Origin of the sequence: Variovorax sp. RCC_210 (assembly GCF_041355175.1) — a bacterium.
In the GTDB taxonomy this organism is placed as follows: Bacteria; Pseudomonadota; Gammaproteobacteria; order Burkholderiales; family Burkholderiaceae_C; genus Variovorax.
This window is the reverse complement of record NZ_JBFUPJ010000002.1, coordinates 559827-580432: the sequence shown is the minus strand read 5'-3', so window position 1 is coordinate 580432 and position 20606 is coordinate 559827. Positions and strand designations below refer to the sequence as shown.

Annotated in this window: 22 protein-coding genes; 15 read left to right on the top strand and 7 right to left on the bottom strand. The window is 70.2% G+C overall.

The genetic code is table 11. From position 1 onward, the window contains the following. Positions 1–126 precede the first annotated feature (126 nt). The 13 genes from AB6807_RS10760 (at position 127) to AB6807_RS10700 (ending at position 12712) form a co-directional block, all read left to right on the top strand. Complete coding sequence (locus AB6807_RS10760) at positions 127–714, top strand: NADPH-dependent FMN reductase (protein WP_371084524.1); 588 nt, start codon at positions 127–129, stop codon at positions 712–714. Continuing rightward, positions 711–1583 (top strand): pirin family protein, encoded by an 873-nt coding sequence (locus AB6807_RS10755; RefSeq protein WP_371084523.1) that lies wholly within the window; start codon positions 711–713, stop codon positions 1581–1583. Before AB6807_RS10760 ends, AB6807_RS10755 begins: the two co-directional genes overlap by 4 nt. A 131-nt stretch (positions 1584–1714) precedes the next feature. Continuing rightward, a complete protein-coding gene (locus AB6807_RS10750) occupies positions 1715–2920 on the top strand; it encodes a M20 aminoacylase family protein (RefSeq protein WP_371084522.1) in 1206 nt (401 codons plus the stop codon). Between the two features lie 49 nt (positions 2921–2969). Continuing rightward, positions 2970–3956 carry a tripartite tricarboxylate transporter substrate-binding protein gene (locus tag AB6807_RS10745; protein ID WP_371084726.1) on the top strand — a complete coding sequence of 329 codons (987 nt, stop codon included), beginning with the start codon at positions 2970–2972 and terminating at the stop codon, positions 3954–3956. 297 nt (positions 3957–4253) lie between these two features. Further along, positions 4254–4976, top strand: a complete 723-nt coding sequence (locus AB6807_RS10740) for a glycine zipper 2TM domain-containing protein (protein ID WP_371084521.1) — start codon at positions 4254–4256, stop codon at positions 4974–4976. A 168-nt stretch (positions 4977–5144) separates the two neighbouring features. Next, positions 5145–6059 carry a dihydrodipicolinate synthase family protein gene (locus tag AB6807_RS10735; protein WP_371084520.1) on the top strand — a complete coding sequence of 305 codons (915 nt, stop codon included), beginning with the start codon at positions 5145–5147 and terminating at the stop codon, positions 6057–6059. A 92-nt stretch (positions 6060–6151) separates the two neighbouring features. Next, positions 6152–7285, top strand: a complete 1134-nt coding sequence (locus AB6807_RS10730) for a branched-chain amino acid ABC transporter substrate-binding protein (RefSeq protein ID WP_116910473.1) — start codon at positions 6152–6154, stop codon at positions 7283–7285. 27 nt (positions 7286–7312) lie between these two features. After that, on the top strand, positions 7313–8263 hold the full coding sequence (locus AB6807_RS10725) for a 4-hydroxyproline epimerase (RefSeq protein WP_371084519.1): 951 nt from the start codon (positions 7313–7315) through the stop codon (positions 8261–8263). Positions 8264–8274: 11 nt separating this feature from the next. Further along, a complete protein-coding gene (locus tag AB6807_RS10720; protein ID WP_371084518.1) occupies positions 8275–9378 on the top strand; it encodes an NAD(P)/FAD-dependent oxidoreductase in 1104 nt (367 codons plus the stop codon). Further along, positions 9375–9623, top strand: coding sequence for a (2Fe-2S)-binding protein (locus AB6807_RS10715; protein WP_371084517.1), 249 nt, complete (start codon positions 9375–9377; stop codon positions 9621–9623). The genes AB6807_RS10720 and AB6807_RS10715 overlap by 4 nt, the downstream gene beginning before the upstream one ends. Further along, positions 9620–10972, top strand: a complete 1353-nt coding sequence (locus AB6807_RS10710) for an FAD-dependent oxidoreductase (RefSeq protein ID WP_371084516.1) — start codon at positions 9620–9622, stop codon at positions 10970–10972. The genes AB6807_RS10715 and AB6807_RS10710 overlap by 4 nt, the downstream gene beginning before the upstream one ends. 26 nt (positions 10973–10998) lie before the next feature. Further along, positions 10999–11712 (top strand): GntR family transcriptional regulator, encoded by a 714-nt coding sequence (locus AB6807_RS10705; RefSeq protein WP_371084515.1) that lies wholly within the window; start codon positions 10999–11001, stop codon positions 11710–11712. A gap of 58 nt (positions 11713–11770) precedes the next feature. Continuing rightward, on the top strand, positions 11771–12712 hold the full coding sequence (locus AB6807_RS10700) for a fatty acid desaturase family protein (protein WP_371084514.1): 942 nt from the start codon (positions 11771–11773) through the stop codon (positions 12710–12712). Positions 12713–12720: 8 nt separating this feature from the next. On the opposite strand, the gene AB6807_RS10695 is transcribed toward AB6807_RS10700, so the two are convergent. Next, a complete protein-coding gene (locus AB6807_RS10695) occupies positions 12721–13626 on the bottom strand; it encodes an EamA family transporter (RefSeq protein ID WP_371084513.1) in 906 nt (301 codons plus the stop codon). An 82-nt stretch (positions 13627–13708) separates the two neighbouring features. Between AB6807_RS10695 and AB6807_RS10690 the strand changes: the two genes are divergently transcribed. Then, positions 13709–14596 (top strand): LysR family transcriptional regulator, encoded by an 888-nt coding sequence (locus tag AB6807_RS10690; protein WP_371084512.1) that lies wholly within the window; start codon positions 13709–13711, stop codon positions 14594–14596. Positions 14597–14621: 25 nt separating this feature from the next. Here the strand turns inward: AB6807_RS10690 and AB6807_RS10685 are convergent, their stop codons facing one another. Both AB6807_RS10685 and AB6807_RS10680 read right to left on the bottom strand, forming a co-directional pair. Next, positions 14622–14948: a hypothetical protein gene (locus tag AB6807_RS10685; protein ID WP_371084511.1), complete on the bottom strand. Its 327-nt coding sequence runs from the start codon at positions 14946–14948 to the stop codon at positions 14622–14624. Positions 14949–15039: 91 nt separating this feature from the next. Next, positions 15040–15210: a hypothetical protein gene (locus AB6807_RS10680; protein ID WP_165840364.1), complete on the bottom strand. Its 171-nt coding sequence runs from the start codon at positions 15208–15210 to the stop codon at positions 15040–15042. Between the two features lie 62 nt (positions 15211–15272). Here AB6807_RS10680 and AB6807_RS10675 point away from each other — a divergent pair, with 62 nt between their 5' ends. After that, the gene (locus AB6807_RS10675) at positions 15273–16799 is read left to right on the top strand and encodes an MATE family efflux transporter (RefSeq protein WP_371084510.1); all 1527 of its coding nucleotides are present in this window, start codon (positions 15273–15275) and stop codon (positions 16797–16799) included. Here AB6807_RS10675 and dbpA read toward each other — a convergent pair. The 4 genes from dbpA to AB6807_RS10655 form a co-directional block, all read right to left on the bottom strand. Continuing rightward, positions 16753–18216, bottom strand: coding sequence for an ATP-dependent RNA helicase DbpA (gene dbpA / locus AB6807_RS10670; RefSeq protein ID WP_116910460.1), 1464 nt, complete (start codon positions 18214–18216; stop codon positions 16753–16755). The two genes, AB6807_RS10675 and dbpA, sit on opposite strands and share 47 nt — an antisense overlap. 83 nt (positions 18217–18299) lie before the next feature. Beyond that, positions 18300–18569 carry a translation initiation factor IF-1 gene (gene infA / locus AB6807_RS10665; protein WP_013544282.1) on the bottom strand — a complete coding sequence of 90 codons (270 nt, stop codon included), beginning with the start codon at positions 18567–18569 and terminating at the stop codon, positions 18300–18302. Between the two features lie 57 nt (positions 18570–18626). Continuing rightward, positions 18627–18896 (bottom strand): hypothetical protein, encoded by a 270-nt coding sequence (locus AB6807_RS10660; RefSeq protein WP_116910507.1) that lies wholly within the window; start codon positions 18894–18896, stop codon positions 18627–18629. A 364-nt stretch (positions 18897–19260) separates the two neighbouring features. Continuing rightward, on the bottom strand, positions 19261–20532 hold the full coding sequence (locus AB6807_RS10655) for an MFS transporter (protein WP_371084509.1): 1272 nt from the start codon (positions 20530–20532) through the stop codon (positions 19261–19263). Between the last annotated feature and the right edge of the window lie 74 nt (positions 20533–20606).

The following is a 20606-nucleotide window of genomic DNA, read 5'->3' as shown; positions in this document are numbered from 1 at the left end:
CTTCGAATTCTGGATGAGTGCACTACCACTCTACCGTCTAGTCGATCAATGGGTGCGTGCCTAACCTTCAGTGCATGGCCGAGCAGGCCACACGCCAACGCAACGACAACCCATCAGGAGCACCCCATGACCCAGGCACAGCAACCCCGCATCGGCATCGTCATCGCCTCGACCCGCGAAGGCCGCTTCGGTGAAAAGCCCGCGCAGTGGATCCACGACATCGCCCGCCAGCGCACCGACCTGGCCTTCGAGCTGGTCGACCTGCGCGACCATCCGCTGCCCTTTTTCAATGAAGCCGGCGCGCCCGCCTGGGGCCCGGTGAAGAACGAGGCCGCGCAGCGCTGGCAGGCCAGGCTGGCCACCTTCGACGGCCTCTTGGTCGTCACGCCCGAGTACAACCACGGCCCGAGCGCGGTGCTGAAGAACGCGATCGACTGGGCCTACAAGGAATTCATTCGCAAGCCGATCGGCTTCGTGGGCTACGGCGGCGTGGGCGCGGCGCGCGCCGTGGAGCAGCTGCGGATGGTGGCCGTCGAGATGCAGATGGCGCCGGTGCGCCACGCGGTGCACATCGGCATGGTGGAGTTCCTGGGCGTGTGGCAACAGGGCAAGAGCTTCGACGACTTTCCGCACCTGGCGCAGGCCGCCACCGCCATGCTCGACGACATGGCGTGGTGGACCCGCGCGCTGAAGACCGCCAGGGAGGCCGCATGAGCAATGCTGTTGAAACGCGCAGCCGCGCCATCGTCTACCGCACGCGCGGCTCGCGCCACGGCGGCATCACGCGGCTGGTGAGCCCGGGGGACCTGGGCGAATTTCTCAAGCCCTTCGTGTTCCTCGACCTGTTCGGCTTCGACATCGCGGGCGGCCACAAGGGCTTCGGGCTGCATCCGCACTCGGGCATCGCCACGCTCACCTACCTGATCGAGGGCGACACGCTCTACGAAGACACGACCGGCGAGCAGGGCACGCTGCTGGGCGGCGGCGTGGAGTGGATGCGCGCGGGCAACGGCGTGTGGCACACCGGCGGCCCCGCGCCGGGCGTGACGCGGGTGCGCGGCTTCCAGCTGTGGGTGGCGCTGCCGGCGTCGGAAGAAAACGCGCCCGCGCAAAGCCTGTACCTCGCGCCTTCGCAGGTGCCGCGGGAGGGCCCGGCGCGCGTGCTGCTCGGGCGCTACGGCGCGGCGCAAAGTGCCATCGCGGCGCCCGCGCCGATGAACTACCTGGGCGTGGAGCTGAAAGACGGCGAGCGCTGGCGCTACGTGCCGCCGGCCGGCCACACGGTGGGGTGGGTGGCGGTGAACGAAGGCGGGCTCGACACGGGCGATGGCGGTGGCGGTGGCGATGGCGCCGGCCGCCCCATCGGCGCAGGCGAGCTCGCGGTGTTCGAGGAGTCGCAGGACGCGATCGACTTCGTGGCCCGCGGCGACACCAGTTTCGTGCTCGGCTCGGCAGTGAAGCATCCGCACGAGCTGGTGATGGGCCACTACTCGGTGCACACGAGCCGGGCGACGCTGGACCAGGGCGAGGCCGAGATCCGGCGCATCGGTGCGACGCTGCGCCAGCAAGGGCGGCTCGGGTAGTTGCCGCGGCCTTGCCGGGTTTTGCCAGGCCTTGCCGGCGTGGCAAGGCGCGCAATCCCGGTGTGCACGCGGCGGGGGGCTGCGACAGAATCGTTCGCTTGTCCGTTCGAACGACTTCCGTCCGCTCCACCATGAACATCGCCGACTCCTTCATTGCCAACGCCGCGCGCTTCGTCGAGATCCGCCGCGACATCCACGCCCACCCCGAACTCGGTTTCGAGGAACACCGCACTTCCGAGAAGGTCGCCGCGCTGCTGACCGAATGGGGCATCGAGGTGCACCGCGGCATCGCGGGCACCGGGCTGGTGGGCGTGCTGCGCAAGGGCACCGGCACCCGCACCATCGGGCTGCGCGCCGACATGGACGCATTGCCCCTGCACGAGGCCAACGACTTCGCCCACAAGTCCACCCACCCCGGGCGCATGCACGCCTGCGGCCACGACGGCCACACCACCATGCTGCTGGCCGCCGCCTGGCACCTGTCGCGGCAGGGCCCCGGCGATTTCGACGGCACGGTGAATTTCATCTTCCAGCCCGCCGAGGAAATGGGCAAGGCCGGCGCGAAGAAGATGATCGACGAGGGCCTGTTCGAGCGCTTTCCGTGCGACGCGGTCTTCGGGCTGCACAACTTTCCGGTGGGCGACGTGGGCCGCTTCGCGCTGAACGAAGGCGCGCTCATGGCCTCGAGCAACACTTACAAGATCACGGTGCGCGGGCGCGGCACGCACGCGTCGATGCCGCACACGGGCATCGACCCGGTGGCGGCGGTGGTCACGCTGGCGCAGCAGCTGCAGACCATCGTGGCGCGCACCATTCCCAGCACCGAGCGCGCGCTGCTCGCGGTGACGCAGCTGCAGGGCTCCGACGCGCCCAACGTCATTCCCGACGTGGCCACGGTGGGCGGCACCATCCGCACCTTTTCGATCGATGCCATCGACAAGATCGAGGCGCGCCTGCGCGAGGTGGCCGCGGGCGTGGCGGCGGCGCACGGCTGCACGGCCGAGGTGTTCTTCAACCGCTCGTCGCCACCGACCGTGAACCACCCGGCCGAGGCGCGCTTCGCTGCGGGCGTGATGCGCGAGGTGGTGGGCGACGACATGGTCACCGACAACTTTCCCGCCGTGATGGGCGCCGAAGACTTCGCGCACATGCTGATCGCGCGGCCCGGCTGCTACGCGTTCCTGGGCAACGGCGACGGCGACCACCGGCTCGACGGGCACGGGCCCGGCCCTTGCATCATCCACAACACCTCGTTCGACTTCAACGACGAGATCATCCCGATCGGTGCCAGCTACTTCGTGAAGCTGGTGCAGCGCTGGCTGCCGTCGGGCACCTGAAATCATTTCCCCCTCTGTTCTGATGACGATGAAGAAAGCGGACACCCCGATGCCCTCGACCTTGCCTACCCTGTTCACCCGCCGTTCCATGGGCGCGCTCGCCTTAGCGGCCGCGGCGCTGGGCGCGTTCTCGCCCGTGCATGCGCAGCAGCGCGTGATCCACATCGTCGTGCCCTTCGGCACCGGCGCGGTGCAGGACACGGTGGCGCGCGCGTTCAACAACGAGCTGGGCACGGCGCTGAACGCCAGCGCCATCGTGGAGAACCGCGCGGGCGCGGGCGGCACGGTGGGCGCGGCGATGGTGGCGCGCGCGCCGGCCGACGGCAACACGCTGGTGCTGGCGGCCGCGAGCCACAACATCGCGGGCTTTCTGTACAACAAGCTGAGCTACGACCCGCTGAAGGACTTCGTGGGCGTGGCCAATGTCGGCAACGCGGGCTATGTGCTGGCGGTGGCGGGCAACATGGGCGTGACGAGCACGGCCGACTTCATCAAGGAGGTCAAGGCCAACCCGGGCAAGTACAACTACGCCTCGGCCGGCAACGGCAGCGCCACGCACCTGGCCATGGCGTCGTTCCTGGCCAAGGCGGGGCTGCAGATGACGCACATTCCGACCAAGTCGACCGGCGAGGCGGTCAACGAGGTGCTTGCGGGCCGGGTGCAGGCGGTCATCTCGTCGAGCATCGGCGTCATCGGCTTCCAGGACGACGCGCGCATCAAGCTGCTGGCCTCCACCGGCCAGCAGCGCAGCCCCTTCCTGCCCAAGCTGCCGACGGTGGCGGAAAGCGGCCTGCCGGGCTATGCCTTCGATTCGTGGATCGGCCTGCTCGCGCCGGCCGGCACGCCGAAGGCCGAGGTGGAGCGCATCAACGTTGCGGCCAACAAGGTGCTGGCGGACCCGGCGATCCAGGAGCGCTTCAAGCGCCTGGGCGTGGAGCCGCGCATGCAGAGCGCCGAAGAATTCCAGAAGCTGCTGCGCACGGACTGGGATGCGATGGGGGCGGTGGTGAAGGCTTCGGGGGCGAAGATCGACTGAGCTTTTTTGTCGCTGTGGTTCGGGGCGGGTGAACAGGCCGCCTGGTACTTCCCTCCGCGAATGTCCCCCGCCTTCGGCTCCTCCTTTATTTCGCTGCGGGAAGCACCCGGCGCCCTGTTCACTCGGGCGCGCTGCTGGCGGACCGCTGCCCGATGACCGTGGCGCCCTGAACTGCAATGCCCGGCACCGGGCCCCGACGCGACTGTAGGACGCCGGTCAATTGACAACGCGCCGTCCGCGCTCATGCTCCCAGGTGGGTTCCGAAGGATTTCGCTTCGGACACAACCGGGATTTTTCATGGACTCGTCTTCGCCATTCAACCCGCCTCCGGGCCAGCCCGTGAGCAAGTCGCCCAAGGCCCTCTGGGCCGTGATCGGGGCACTGGCCGTGGCTGTCGTGGCACTGGGCGGCGTGCTGGTCAGCCGCCAAGGTCCGAGCACCACCGCCGGCACGCCAGCGCCTGTCGTGGCGGCCTCGCCCAACGCGCCTGACGACTTCAAACCTGAAATGATGCCGGCGGCGCCTGCCGTGCCGCCCACCTCCGCAGGGCCTGCGCCCCAGGCCATGGCCGCTGCGCCCATGCCCGCTCCCGCACCTTTGCCCGCACAGGCTGTACAGCCCGGACCGGAACCCGGCGTGAACGCGCCCGTGGTGGCCGCGGCACCTGCTGCGCCGCCTTGCGCGGTCTGCGGGCGCGTCGAGTCGGTTCGCCCCGTGCAGAAGCGCCTCCAAAGCACCAGCGGCGTGGGCGCCGTGGCCGGGGGCGTGGTGGGTGGCCTGGTCGGCAACCAGTTCGGGCACGGCAACGGGCGCGCCGCGACCACGGTGCTGGGCGCGGTCGGCGGCGGCTTCGCGGGCAACGAGATCGAGAAGCACGTGCGCACGGTCACGGTGTACGAAGTGGCGGTGCGCATGGACAACGGCACGCTGCGCACGGCCGAGACCAAGTCCGCGCCGCCCATCGGCAAGCCGGTGACGCTCAAGCGCGGGGTGCTGCGCCCGGCCGACGGGCGCAAGTAAGCGCGTCTGGGGTCGCGCAAGCGTGCGCGGCCCGGCTCCTTTTTCCCTCCGATATCACATAAGCACCGGGGCTGGAAGCTCGCTTTTCCCACGGATATCTTGATGATATATCCTTAATATATTTAAAGTGCGGCGCTTCTACACCGCACATCCACAAGGAGTGATCAAGTGAGCAATCCCCGCTGGCAAGGCATCTTTCCCGCCGTCACCACCAAGTTCCACGCCGACGAAAGCATCGATGCCGAAGGCACGGCGCGCCACATCGACTTCCAGGTGCGCAACGGCATCCACGGCCTGGTCACCTGCGGCTCGCTGGGCGAAGCGAGCACGTTGACGCTCGAAGAAAAACTGCAGGTGGCGAAGATCGCGCTGGACGCCGTCGACGGCCGCATCCCGGTGCTGGCCAACGTGTCGGAAACGAGCACCCGCGAGGCGCTGCGCTACGTGGACGGGGCCAACAAGCTGGGCGTGGCCGGTTTCATGGTGATGCCCTCGGTGATCTACGTGGCCGACGCGCGCGAGGCCATGCTCAATGTGCGCACCATCGCCAACGCGGCGCAACGGCCCATCATGGTCTACAACAACCCGGTGGCCTACCGGGTCGACCTGAAGCCCGAGCACATGGTGGCGCTGGCCGACTGCGAATGGATCGCCGCCATCAAGGAAAGCACCGACGACATCCGCCGCATCACCGACCTGCGCAACACCGTGGGCGACCGCTACCAGCTGTTCCTGGGCGTGGACGACCTGGCCTACGAAGGCCTGGCGCTGGGCTGCGACGGGCTGCTGGCGGGCGTGGGTTGCGCGTTCCCGCGCGAGACGGTGGCGCTGTACGACCTGATGAAGGCCGGCAGGTTCGCCGAGGCGCTCAAGCTCTACCAGTGGATGACGCCGATGCTGCACCTGGACGTGTCGACCAAGCTGGTGCAGAACCTCAAGCTCATCGACGCGCTGGTGGGCGTGGGCACCGAGCACATGCGCCGCCCGCGGCTGCCGCTCGTCGGCGAGGAGCGCGCCTTCATCGAAGGCGTGGTCGGCAAGGCGCTGGCGACGCGGCCGGCGCAGTACCAGTCGGTGATGTAGCCGCCGTCCCGCAGCTCGGCACACCTCGGCAACCGTCACCACCATTCACCGCGAAGCCTCGCACTTTTCATCGTCCCAACCTAGGAAGAAGCATGAAGACACACGCACGCATGGTTCCCTTCATCGGTCTCGTGGCCCTCGCCGTTGCCGGCCAGGTGCACGCGCAGGAGCAGGTGGTCAAGATCGGCCACAGCGGCCCGCTGTCGGGCCCCAACGCCTTCGCGGGCAAGGACAACGAAAACGGCGTTCGCCTCGCGGTGGAAGAGCTCAACGCGAAGAAGCTCAGCGTGGGCGGCAAGACGCTGAAGTTCGAGCTGGTCTCCGAAGACGACCAGTGCGACGCCAAGACCGGCGTGAGCGTGGCGCAGAAGTTCGTGGACGACGGCGTCAAGTACGTCATGGGCCCGTACTGCTCGGGCGTGGCCATTCCGGCTTCGCGCATCTACAGCGACGGCGGCGTGCTGCTGTCGACCGTGGGCACCAACCCGAAGGTGACGCAGGGCGGCTACAAGAACCTGTACCGCATCATCGCCAGCGACAACCAGATCGGCGGCGCCATGGCCGTCTACGCGGCCAAGGAACTGAAGGTGAAGAAGGTGGGCGTCATCGACGACCGCACCGCCTTCGGCCAGGGCCTGGCGGAAGAGTTCACCAAGGAGGCCAAGAACCAGGGCCTGACGGTGGTGGGCCAGGAGTTCACCACCGACAAGGCGGTGGACTTCACCGCCATCCTGACCAACCTGAAGGCCAAGGCGCCCGAGGCCATCTTCTTCGGCGGCTATGCGCCGCAGGCCGCGCCCATGGCGCGCCAGATGAAGCAGCTGGCCGTGCCCGGCAAGCTGCTGGGCGGCGACACCGTGTGCAGCCCGGCCACCGGCAAGCTGGGCGGCGACGCGGTCAACGACCTGGTGTTCTGCGCGCAGGGCGGCTCCATGCTCGAGAAGGCGCAAAGCGGCCCGGCCTTCAAGGAGAAGTTCAAGAAGCGCTTCAACGCCGACCCCGATGCGTACGCCGCCTCTTACTACGACCAGGTGCTGTTCATCGGCGAGTCGATGAAGAAGGCCAACTCCATCGACACCGACAAGGTGGGCGCCGAGCTCTACAAGACCACCTACAAGGGCGTGGCCGCCACCTATGCATACGACGACAAGGGCAACATGAAGCAGGCGCCGATCACCGTGTTCACGTTCAAGAACGCGGCGCCGGTGCCTATCGCCAGCTATTGAAGCGAGCTATTGAACAGGACCTCGTCCATGCAACGCATCCAGGTCATCGACTCGCACACCGGCGGCGAGCCCACGCGCCTCGTGATCGGCGGCTTTCCCGATCTGGGCAAGGGCACCATGGCCGAGCGCCGCGCGCTGCTGGCCGACCTGCACGACCCATGGCGCGCCGCCACCGTGCTGGAGCCGCGCGGCAGGGACGTGGTGGTGGGCGCGCTGCTGTGCGAGCCGGTGTCGCCCGATGCGGCCGCGGGCGTGGTCTTCTTCAACAACGCCGGCTACCTGGGCATGTGCGGCCACGGCACCATCGGGCTGGTCGCGAGCCTGGCGCACATGGGGCGCATCGGCGTGGGGGAGCACCGCATCGAGACGCCCGTGGGCACGGTGACCACCACGCTGCACGCGGACGGTTCCGTCAGCGTGCGCAACGTGCCTGCGTACCGCCATCTGCACCAGGTGGCGGTCGAGGTGCCGGGCCACGGCCGCGTGCACGGCGACGTGGCCTATGGCGGCAACTGGTTCTTCCTGGTGAGTGAAAGCGAACACCGCCAGCGCGTGGCCAGCGACAACCTGGCCGCGCTCACCGACTACACGGCGGCCTTGCGCAAGGCATTGGCGGCGCAAGGCATCACGGGCGCGGACGGCGCGGAGGTCGACCACATCGAACTCTTCGCGCCGCCGGGGGAAAGCGACCAGGGCGCGGACAGCCGCAACTTCGTGCTGTGCCCTGGCAATGCCTACGACCGCTCCCCCTGCGGCACCGGCACCAGCGCCAAGATCGCCTGCCTCGCGGCCGACGGCAAGCTCGCGCCGGGAGCGGTGTGGAAGCAGGCCAGCGTGATCGGCAGCGTGTTCGAGGCCAGCTACGCGATGGACGGCGACCGGCTCGTTCCCACGCTGCGCGGGCGCGCCTACATCAGCGCGGAAGCCACGCTGCTGATCGACGACGAAGACCCGTTCGGCTGGGGCATCCGGCCCTGACGCCGCGGGGCATGGACGCGGACGTCATCGTCATCGGCGCCGGCATCGTCGGCGCGGCCTGCGCGCACGCGCTGGCGCAGGCCGGGGCGCGCGTGCGGGTGCTCGATGCGCGGCTTGGCGGTGCCACCGGCGCCGGCATGGGCCATCTCGTGGTGATGGACGACAACCCGGCCGAGCTCGCGCTGAGCGGCGATTCGATCGCGCGCTGGCGCGGGCTTGCCGCGCGCATGAGCGACGACTGCGCCTACAGCCCCTGCGGCACGCTGTGGATCGCCGCCAACGACGAAGAAATGGTCGAGGCCGAGCGCAAGCAGCAGCGCCTGCGCGCGCACGGCATCGACAGCCGCCTGCTCGGCGCGAGCGAGCTGGCCCGCGCCGAGCCCGCCTTGCGCAAGGGCCTCGCGGGTGCGCTCGAAGTGCCGGGCGACGGCATCCTCTACGCGCCGAACGCGGCGCGCTGGCTGCTGGCGCAGAACGCCGGGTCGGTCCACGTCGAACACGCCAAGGTGGAGGCCATCGAAGAAGACGGCACGCTGCGCCTGGCCGACGGCGGCCACCGCAGCGCGCCGCAGGTCGTGCTGGCCAACGGCATCCAGGCGACCACGCTGTGCCCCGAGCTGCCGATACGCCCGAAGAAGGGCCACCTGCTCATCACCGACCGCTACCCCGGCACGGTGCACCACCAGCTCGTCGAGCTCGGCTACGTCACCAGCGCGCACCACAGCGAGGGCGACTCGGTCGCCTTCAACGTGCAGCCGCGTCCGACCGGGCAGCTGCTGGTCGGCTCGTCGCGCCAGTTCGACACCATCGACTTGGCTGTCGAAACGCCGATGCTGGCCCGCATGCTCCAGCGCACGCTCGAGTACCTGCCGGGCCTGGGCACGCTCAACGCCGTGCGCACATGGACCGGCCTGCGCGCCGCCTCGCCCGACGGCCTGCCGCTGCTGGGCAGGCACCCGTGGCGCAAGAGGCTCTGGCTCGCCGTCGGGCACGAAGGCCTGGGCGTGACGACCGCGCCGGGCAGCGCGCACCTGCTCGCCGCGCTGATGACCGGCGCGACGCCCGACTTCGACGCCACGCCGTATGCGCCGCGCGGCCTGCGGGAGCACGCATGAGCGCCCACATCCTGCTGCACATCGACGGCCACCTCGTGCGCGTGAAAACCGGCAGCTCCGTCGCCGCCGCACTCCGCGTGGCCGGCGGCATGGGCGTGGCGCGCACCTCGGTCACCGGCCAGCCGCGCGCGCCGTTCTGCGGCATGGGCGTGTGCCAGGAATGCCGTGTGTGGGTCGACGGCCGGCGCCGCCTCGCGTGCCAGACGGTGTGCGCCGAAGGCATGCGCGTGGAGACGACGGAATGAACGGCGTCGTGCTGCAGCACTGCGACGTGCTGGTCATCGGCGCGGGGCCGGCCGGCATGGCCGCCGCGGTGGCGGCCGCGACCCGCGGCGCGGCGGTCGTCGTCATCGACGACAACCCCGCGCCCGGCGGACAGATCTGGCGCGACGGCCCCGGCGCCGTGCTGCCGCCCGCGGCGCACCGGTGGCGCGAGGCGCTCGCGCGCCACGCGAACATCCACGTGCGCAGCGGCACGCGTGTCGTGGCCGCGACCATGGCGGCGACCGCGACCGCGACCGCGACCGCGCCGCGCGAACTGCTGCTCGAAGACGCCGAGGGCGCCACGCGCATGCGCTGGAACAAGCTCGTGCTCTGCACCGGTGCGCGCGAGCTGCTGCTGCCCTTCCCCGGCTGGACGCTGCCGGGCGTGACGGGAGCGGGCGGGCTGCAGGCGCTGGTGAAGGCGGGGCTGCCGGTGGCGGGCGAGCGCATCGTCGTCGCGGGCAGCGGGCCCTTGCTGCTGGCCGCCGCGGCCACGGCGCACGCCGCGGGCGCGACGGTGCTGCGCATCGCCGAGCAGGCTTCGTTCGCATCGGTGGCGCGCTTCGGTGTCGGCCTTGTGCGCTGGCCGGGCAAGGCGGCGCAGGCCGTGGCGTTGGGCGGCATGTCGGTCGGAGCGCAGGGCCTGCGGTACCGCACCGGGTCGCGCATCGTGTCGGCGCAGGGTACGGCGCAGGTCGAGTCCGTCAGGTTGCGGCAGGGCGGTCGCGAGGTCGACATCGCATGCGACCGCATCGCCTGCGGCTTCGGCCTGGTGCCCAACACGCAACTGGGGCAACTGCTCGGCTGTGCGCTCGCGGGGCCGGGCCTGTCGGTCGATGCGCTGCAAGCCACCAGCGTGGCGGGCATCTACGCGGCCGGCGAATGCACCGGCTTCGGCGGCAGCGAGCGCGCGCTGGCGCAAGGCACCATCGCCGGCCACGCGGCCGTCGGCCAGGAGCGCGAAGCCAAGGCGCACCAGCGCGAGCGCGCCAGGTGGGACGCCTTCGCCGCGCAGCTGCACCGCAGCTTCGCGCTGGCGCCCGAGCTCCGGCAGATGCCCGGGCCCGACACGCTGGTGTGCCGCTGCGAAGACGTGCCGCTGTCCGCTCTGTCGTCGTGCACCGGCTGGGCCGACGCCAAGCTGCACCGCCGCTGCGGCATGGGTGCCTGCCAGGGCCGCGTGTGCGGCGACGCGGCGCAGTTCCTGTTCGGCTGGACGCCGCCCGCGCCGCGCCCGCCGCTGTCGCCGGCGCGCATCGCCACGCTGGCAGCGCTCGCCGCCCTCCCTGACCAAGGCGGCCAGGGCGACCAGGGCGACGCCCGACAATGACCCCGCCGCACCCGCACGAGACCCCCATGGCCGCCCCGTCCCCCGATTCCAGCCTTCCTTCCAGTTCGCCCAGCGCGGTCAGCGCGCTCATTGCGCCCAGCGCGCCCAAGCGCCGCGCCGCCGACGTGGCCTACGACGCCATCGAGGCGCTGCTGTCGACGCTGCAGATCCAGCCCGGCAGCCAGGTCGTGGAGGCCGAGCTGGCCGAGCGCACGGGCCTGGGCCGCACGCCGGTGCGCGAGGCGCTGATGCGCATGGTGTCCATCGGGCTCATCGTGCAGCAGCCGCGCCGGGGCCTGCTGGTGTCGGCCATCGACCTGGCCGACCACCTGGACGTGATCCAGACCCGGCGCGTGCTCGAGCGGCTCATTGCCGCCTGCTCGGCGCGGCGCGCCACGGCGCTGCAGCGCGCGCAGATCGTGCGCTGCGCCGAGGCCATGGTCGAGGCCGCGGGCCGCGGCGACCTGAGCGACTACATGCGCGCCGACCACGCGCTGGACCTCGTCAACCACCAGGCGAGCCACAACGACTCCGCGGTGAAGGCGGTGATTCCGCCCATCGTGCAGTGCCGCCGCTTCTGGTACGCCTACCAGCACGAGGGCGAGATCGTCGAGGGCGCCAACGCGCACCTCGAGCTGGCGCAGGGCATCGCGACCGGCGACGAGGCCGCGGCCATGGCGGGCGCCGAGCGGCTGATGGACTACCTCGAAGTCTTCGCGCGCAAGGTCATCGACAGGTAGGCCGCACATCGGGGAACTCCGCGTGTGCCGCCGGGGCTCGCGGCGCATACTGAAACGCATGGCCGTCGCTCCCCGCGCCCAACCCGAAGACTTCTTCAGCACCGAAGCGTGGCGCGCGCTGACCGCGCGCTCGTCGTGGAAGGGGCTGTGGCTGGTGGCGCATTGCTGGGGCGTCATCGGCGCGGCGATGCTGGTGGGCATCGCGTGGCCGTGGACGGTGCCGTTCATGGTGCCCATCGTCGGCACGCGGCAGCTGGGCCTGTTCATCCTCATGCACGACGCGGCGCACGCGGGGCTGCACCGCAACCGCAAGGTGAACGACTGGGTCGGCCACTGGCTGTGCTCGTCGACGCTGCGCGACTACCGGCCCTACCACCTGCAGCACCACCGTTTCGTGCAGCAGGCCGAAGACCCCGACCTGGTGCTGTCGGCGCCCTTCCCCATCACGCGCGCCTCGATGTGGCGCAAGGTGCTGCGCGACCTGAGCGGGCAGACCTTCTACAAGCAGCGCTTCGGCCACATAGCGCAAGGCATCCGCCGGCGTGCGCCGGGCGAGGCGGCGCTGAAGGTGTTGGTTCGCGAGCTGGCGAAGGACCGGCGCTTTCTGCTCGGCAACGGCCTGGGCCTGCTGGCCTTCGCGCTGGCCGGCCACGGCTGGGCGTGGCTGGCGATGTGGCTGCTGCCGATGGCCACGTGGCTGCCGCTGGTGAGCCGCGTGCGCAACATCGCCGAGCACGCGCTGGTAGCGCAGGACGAGGCCGACCCGCTGCGCCAGGCCCGCACCACGCACGCCAGCTGGCTCGAGCGCGTGCTGGTGGCGCCCTACTGGGTCAACTACCACTGCGAGCACCACATGTTCACCAACCTGCCCTGCTGGGCGCTGCCGAAGGCGCACCGCCTGCTGCGCCAGCAGGGCGCCACCGCGCGCATGGAAGTGCAGCCGGGCTACCTGAGCTTGCTGAAGCAAGCCACGACGCCCGCTCCCCAGCTCGTTTCCTAGCCCGCCTTTCAGCCAGCCTTTCCGCCGACGTGACGTGCCGGTGGCACGGCGCGCGCCACCGGCGGCGCCCCGCGCTGCGCCCGCTGGCTCAGCCAGATGCTCGCGATGACGATGCCGATGCCCGCCACCTGCCACGCCGACAGCGCCTGCCCCAGCAGCGCCCAGCCCAGCACCACCGCCGTCACCGGGCTCAGGAAGGCCAGCGGCGCGATGGCCGAGGGCTCCAGCCGCGCCACGCCGCGGAACCACACGATGTAGGTCAGCGCGGCGCCCACGAGGCCCAGCCAGCCGAAGCCGATCCAGTTGTGCAGCGTGAGCGCGGGCAGCGGCGGCTCCAGCAGGAGCGCCACCGGCAACAGCAGCAACCCGCCGGCGGTGAGCTGCCAGGCGGTGAAGGTCAGCGCCGACACCGGCGGCTGCCAGCGCCGGCTGAGCACCGTGCCGAAGGCCATCGACACCGCGGCGGCCAGGGCCGCGGCAATGCCGATGGCGTCGAGCGCCGCGTTCGGCGTGAGCACCAGCAGCGCCACGCCGCCCATGCCCACCACCGCCGCTAGCACCGACAGCGCGCGCACCGGCGCCCCCAGGAACAGCCCGGCCAGGAACACCACCATCAGCGGCTGCACCGAGGTGATGGTGGCCGCCACGCCGCCCGGCAGCCGGTAGGCGGCCAGGAACAGCATCGCCCACAGCATCGAGAAGTTCAGCCCGCCCAGCACGAAGATGCGCGCCCACCACGCGCGCTCGGGCAGCCTGCGCACGATCAGCAGCAACAGCAGGCCGGCGGGCAAGGCGCGCAGCAGCGCGACCGTCAGCGGGTAGTTCGCGGGCAGCAGCTCAGTGGTGACGATGTAGGTGCTGCCCCAGATGGCGGGCGCGGTGGCGGTGAGCAGCAGGTCGGTGGTGCGGGTCATGGCTTGAATCTAGTGAATTGACCCGTGGTTGTGAATGCTCGAATAATGAATTGATTCTTTACTGCCAGTCGTCAATTCGGCCATGGACCATCTCACCGCCCTCAAGGTCTTCCGCACCACCGCCGCCACCGGCAGCTTCGCCAGCGCCGCGCGCCAGATGGGTCTGTCGGCCGCGGCGGTCAGCAAGAACATCGCGGAACTGGAGGCGCACCTGAAGGTGCGGCTCATCAACCGCACCACGCGGCAGATGAGCCTCACGGAGGCGGGCGCGGCGTACGTCGAGCGGCTCGCGCGCATCCTCGACGACCTCGCGGAGGCCGACGCCGCGCTCGCGCCGATGGGGGCGAGCCCCGGCGGCGTGCTGCGCGTGAGCGCGCCGCTGACCTTCTCGCTCGTGTCGCTGTCGCCGGCCATCGCCGAGTTCATGCGGCGCTACCCGAACCTGCGCCTGGAGCTGGACCTGCAGGACACCCGCACCGACCTGATCGGCGGCGGCTACGACCTGGCCATCCGCGGCAGCGACCGGCTGGAAGACTCCAGCCTCGTCGCGCGCGAGCTCACCACGCTGACCCATGTGCTGTGCGGCGCGCCGGCGTACTTCGCCGCGCACGGCGTGCCCGCGCAGCCCGAGGACCTGAAGGCGCACGAGTGCGTGCAGTTCACGCTCTCGGGCCATGCGAACCGTTGGACCTTCACCCGCGCCGGCCGCAGCGTGGCGGTGCCGGTGGACGGGCGCTACAAGGTCAGCTCGAGCATCGCCGTGCGCGACGCGCTGCTGGCCGGCTTCGGCCTGAGCCTGATCCCTCGCCTCTATGTGGAGAGCGAGCTGGCAGCCGGCCGGCTGCAGGCGGTGCTGGCGGACTGGGAGGCGGACCGCACGCCGGTGTATGCGGTGTACCCCTCGCGTCACCTGGCGGCGAAGACGCGCGCCTTTGTCGACTTTCTGGTGGAGCGGTTCGCGGTGCGCTGAGTGGAGGCGGGCTTCAGACGAGGCTTCAGTCGGCCTTGGCTTCGGCTTCCGGCGCCGGTCCTTCCCACCCCAGCAGCTCCGCCAGCCGCTGCACGATCCACGTGGCCTCGGCCGCGGACACGCCCGACTCGGGTGTCGCCAGTCCGGCGTGGATGCGCCGCAGGATCTCGCTTTCGACCGGCACCTCGGTGTGGTGCTGCAGCTGCGCATGGCCCACGAGGTGGTTGGCGAGGTCTTCGCAGATCTCGTAGCGCGCGCGCACCACGTCGATGGGCTCGCTCAGGCGCTGGCGTGCGTCGCTGTACACCGCGAAGAACGAAGGGGGAATGAAGATCTGGTTGTCGTCGGACATGGTGGTTCAAGGGGCTGTTCGGGGGCGGCCCCAATGACAAAACGCGCCCGGGGGCGCGTTCGTCGTGGCTCCTGCGAGCCGGGGTGCTGGATCAGCCGCCCTTCTTGGGACGCTTGCCAGGGTTCTTCTTGCTGCGCGTGGCGGTGCCGCGTTCGAGGCTGACCTTCTGGCCGCCACCGGAGCGAGGCGCGGTGTAGCCGGGCAGCGGCGTCGGCTTGGGGGTGGCAACGCGTTCGGCTTCGGTACGGAATGTCTTGGGCATGAAAAGCTCGGGTAAAAGTAATGAATGTTCGACCCGCAATTAGGCCACATCAGGAATTTCACATGCCAATAACCGAAACGGCCGGCGGTGTCGAGCGGGCGCGCTTCGTTTCGGGCTCGCTGCTGCGTCACGTCTGCGTCATGGCGGGCACCGGCGCCATCGGGCTGATCGCGGTGTTCGCGGTCGACCTGATCAACCTGTTCTACATCTCGCTGCTCGGCGAGAAGGAGACGGCGGCGGCCGTCGGCTTCGCGGGCGTGGTCGGGTTCTTTCATGCGTCGCTGTGCATCGGGCTGACCATCGGCATCGCGGCGGTGGTGTCGCGCACGGTGGGCGCGGGCCGCTCGGAAGACGCGCGGCGCATCGCCACCTCGAGCCTGGTGCTGATGGCGGCGCTTTCGGTAGTGGTTGGCACGGGCACCGCCTTCTTCCTGCACCCGGCGCTGCAGCTGCTGGGCGCCACGGGCGAGACCGCGCGGCTCGCGCAGCGCTACCTTTCGGTCACGGTGCACACGCTGCCGCTGCTGGGCATCGGCATGGCCAGCTCGGCGCTCCTGCGTTCGGTGGGCGATGCGCGCCGCTCGATGACGGTGACGCTCGCGGCCGCCTTCGTGACGGCGGTGCTCGACCCCATCTTGATCTTCGGCTTCGGCCTGGGGCTCGACGGCGCGGCCATCAGCGCGGTGGTCTCGCGCCTGGTGCTGGCGGCCATCGGGCTGCATGGCGTGCTGGTCACGCACCGCATGCTCGGGCGCTTCGACGCGTCGCGGCTGGCCGACGATGCGCGCGCACTCGGCACGGTGGCCGGGCCGGCGGTGCTGACCAACCTGGCCACGCCCGTGGGCGCGGCCTTCGTCACGCACGCGGTGGCCCAGTTCGGCCCCTCGGCGGTGGCGGGCGCGGCCACCATCGACCGGCTCACGCCCGTGGCCTTCGGGCTGGTCTATGCGCTGAGCGGCGCGGTCGGGCCCATCCTTGCGCAGAACCTGGGCGCGGGGCAGTACCGGCGCGTGCAGGAGGGCCTGCGCGACAGCCTGCTGTTCATGGTGGTGTCGGTGGCCGTGGCGTGGCTGGTGCTGGCGCTGGGCCAGGGCGTGCTGATTCGCGCGTTCTCGGCTGACGGGCTGGCCGCGCAGCTGATCTCGCTGTTCTGCAGCTGGCTGGCGCCCAGCTTCTTCTTCGCGGGCGGGCTGTTCGTGGCGAACGCGTCGTTCAACAACCTCGGGCATCCGCTGCTGTCGACCGCGTTCAACTGGGGGCGCGCGACGATGGGGACCATTCCGTTCGCGTGGTGGGGCTCGCACTACGGCGCGCCGGGCGTGCTGATCGGACAGGCCGTGGGCTCGTCGATCTTCGGGTTGCTGGCGGCGGTCGTGGCGTTCAGGCTGGCCGCGAAGCTGGCGCGGCAGCAGGCGCCCGATGGGGTCGCCGAGAGGGGGGCCGATGCTGCAGCAGGTGCAGCTCCAGTGCTCGACGCCCCGGTCGCGCCGACCTCGGCGCACGGCGAGGCCGCGGCGCTTGCAACGCCGCAGCCCGGGGACGTTACTGGTCCTGGCCCAGGTCCTGCAGCGTCAGCAGCCGCACCCTGACCGACTTGCCCTTCACGCGCCCGCTGGAGAGCTTGCGCACTGCTTCCTCGGCAATGGCGCGGTCGACCGCTACATACGTCGAGAACTCGTTGACGTTGATCTTGCCGACCTGCTCCTTGGCGTAGCCGCAGTCGCCCGTCAGCGCGCCCAGCACGTCGCCGGCGCGGATCTTTTCCTTGCGCCCGCCCACGATCTGCAGCGTGGCCATGGGCGGCTTCAGCGGCTCGCCCTTGCCCGGCGTGAGCTCGGCCAGGTCGTGCCATTCCGACTCGCGGCCCTGCAGCTGCTCGATCTTGCCGACGTGGCCCATCTCGTTCATGCTGGCCAGGTTGAGCGCCAGGCCTTCCGAGCCGCCCTGCTGGCCCACGCGGCCGGTGCGGCCCACGCGGTGGATGTGGATTTCGGAGTCGGGCGTCACGTCGACGTTGATCACCGCTTCGAGCTGCGCAATGTCCAGTCCGCGCGCGGCCACGTCGGTGGCCACCAGCACGGAGCAGCTGCGGTTCGAAAACTGCACCAGCACCTGGTCGCGCTCGCGCTGTTCCAGCTCGCCGAACAGCGCCAGCGCGCTGAAGCCCTGCGCCTGCAGCACCTCGACCAGGTCGCGGCACTGCTGCTTGGTGTTGCAGAAGGCCAGCGTGCTCACGGGGCGGAAATGGTCGAGCAGCAGGCTCACGGTGTGCAGCCGCTCGCTGTCCTTCACCTGGTACCAGCGCTGGCGGATCTTGCTGCCTTCGTGCTGCGCCTGCACCGTGATCTGCTCGGGGTTCTTCATGAACTGCTGCGCGAGCTTGGCGATGCCTTCGGGGTAGGTGGCCGAGAACAGCAGCGTCTGGCGCTCCTTGGGGCACTGGCGCGCCACCTTCACGATGTCCTCGAAGAAGCCCATGTCCAGCATGCGGTCGGCCTCGTCGAGCACCAGCGTGTTCAGCGCCGACAGGTCGAGGTTGCCGCGCTCCAGGTGGTCCATGAGCCGCCCGGGCGTGCCGACCACGATGTGGGCGCCGTGCTCCAGGCTGGCGATCTGCCCGCGCAGGGCCACGCCGCCGCACAACGTGACGACCTTGATGTTTTCTTCCGCGCGCGCCAGGCGGCGGATTTCGGTGGTGACCTGGTCGGCCAGCTCGCGCGTGGGGCACAGCACCATCGCCTGCACGGCGAAGCGGCGCGGGTTCAGGTTGGAGAGCAGCGCGAGCGCGAAGGCGGCGGTTTTTCCGCTGCCGGTCTTGGCCTGGGCGATCAGGTCCTTGCCGAGCAGCGCCGGCGGCAGGCTGGCCGCCTGGATCGGCGTCATCTGCGTGTAGCCGAGCTGGGTCAGGTTGGCCAGCATCTGCGGCGAGAGCGCCAGCGCGGCGAAGCCGTTGTCGGCGGAGGCCTGGGCTTGCGGGCCGCCGGCTGTGGAGTTGGGTGTGGTCATCGTGCAGCAGCCGTGGCCCGGAAAAACAAAAGCCTTGCCAGCGCCCTTCGCGGGGCGCCGCAAGGCCTTTCGTCAGTCGCGGATCAGCGGCGGGGAGAGTTGTTGCCGCCGGAGGTCGGCGGCGGGCCGCGACGTTCCAGGTGACGGAAGGTGATACGGCCCTTGGTCAGGTCGTAGGGCGAGAGTTCGAGCGACACCTTGTCACCCGCCAGGATGCGGATGTGGTGCTTGCGCATCTTGCCGCCGCTGTAGGCGATCAGTTGGTGACCGTTGTCCAGCGTGACGCGGTAGCGCGAGTCGGGCAGCACTTCGGTCACTGCGCCGTTCATTTCGATCAGTTCTTCCTTGGGCATGTGTGGTTACCTCTGAATCGTTCGATGTGTGTTGGAGATGGATTTGGCGTGATTGTTTCAGCCCGCGCACGGGAGCGCGAGAGGGGCATTGCCGGCATGGCGGGGCGTGCGTTCGCGCACCCAGCCGAGCCCCTGGTCGATGGCGTAGCCCACTGCGGCGGCGCGGCTGGCAAAGCGCGGCGTGAAGCGCATCACGCGGTCGTGCATGCCGCTGCCGTGGCCGGAGCGGATCGAGACGGAGGCGGCGTAGTTGCCGTCGTCCTGGTGTCGAATGAGCGGGGAAACAAGGTACTTGCCCACCGCGATACTGTGTTGAATGATGTCCATGAAGCCTTGGCACGGCGCGCGGATACAGAGCGCGAAGTGCCTGAAAAATGATTGAAAACGGGCGTGGGCCGGCCGGAACGGCGCGGCGGACGCGCTATTCGCTTCAACAAGAACGAAGGCAGTGGTGGCAATCATGGGCGCCCGGTCTGGCGCTCCAACACACTGTGAAAGCCGGCTTGGGAATGAGAGGCCTGAAGAATCCAAGGGACAGTGCAGGTCAGCCGGCGGTATTGACGAAATTCTTCGTCGTGGTATCGAAACGAACCCGACATTATAGCCCGCAGGGCATGACGAGCGCTTGTCTTAATTACAACGATTCCATGAAAAAGGCCCCGAAGGGCCGTTTATCCAGCATCAATTGCTATTAAAAACATAGCGAAGTCGTCGATGAAGGCGACGTGCAGGCCATCCGTGCGATCTGTGCAAGACGCGCCCTGCGCGCCGCCCGCAGCAGCATCACCAGCCCCGCGAGCTGGCAGGCCGCCCCCACCCAGCCCACCGCGGCGACCCCCACCAGGTCGATGGCCGCGCCGCCCAGCGCCGAGCCCGCCGCAATGCCCAGGTACACCGCCGATGCGTTGAGCGACAGCGTCATCGGCGCGCGTTCCGGCGCCAGCCGAATGAGCCGCACCGCCTGCGCCGGCCCGAAGCCCCAGCCCGCGAAACCCCAGAGCGCCGACAGCCCCACGACGAGCGGCAACGCCAGCCCGCGCGGCAGCCACTGCGCCGCGAACGAGAGCCCGCCCAGCGCCAGCACCAGCATCAGCGCGAAGCCCTGCGCCACGCGGTCCGCGCCGAAGCGGTCGGTGGCCCAGCCGCCCGCCGCCGTGCCCACGGCCGCCGCCACGCCCACGGCGAAGAACACCGCGCCCACGCCCTGCGCCGCGAAGCCCAGCGTGCTGGAGAGAAACAGCGCGATGTACGTGTAGAAGCTGAAGCCGCCCGTGGCCCACAGCATCGTCACCGCGAGCGCCGGCAGCACGCCGGGTTCGCGCACCACGGCAAACGCCGGCGTGCGCCCGGCATCGGCGGCGGGTGCCGGCACCGGCGCGCGCGGCAGGCCCAGCGCCAGGCCGATGGTGGCCAGCACGGCCACTGCCGCGATCAGCAGGTAGGCCGTGCGCCAGCCGCCCCACCCCGCGATCCACGCGCCCAGCGGCACGCCGAGCGCCACCGCCACCGTGCCACCCCCGCTCACGATGGCCAGGGCGCGCCCGCGCAAGGCCGGCGGCACCATCGCGGCCGCCACCGCGCTCGCGGTCGGCAGGAACACGCCGGCCACCAGCCCCAACGCCACGCGGGCCATCGCCAGTTGCATGAAGCCCTGCGCCGTCGACGCGGCCAGCGTCAGCCCCGAGAAGAGCGCGAGGCTCGCGACCAGCAAGGCGCGCCGCCCGAAGCGCGCCAGCGCCGCGGCCATCAGCGGCGAGCCGATGGCGTAGCTCAGCGCGAACAGCAGCACCAGCTGCCCGGCGCGCGCGGCGCCGATCTGCAGGTCGGCCGCCAGCACCGGCAGCAGCCCCGCGACCATGAAGCTCTCGGTGCCGATGGCGAACGCGCCCAGCGCGAGCCAGCCCAGGCTGGCGGGCAGCCTGGCCGCGTTGCCGGGGCGGGGTGCAGCGAAATCGGTGTGCATGGATGACTCCTGAAGCGACTGGAAAGTGATCGATGCCGGCACGATAGATTTGCAATTGGCTCTTCAAAAGAACC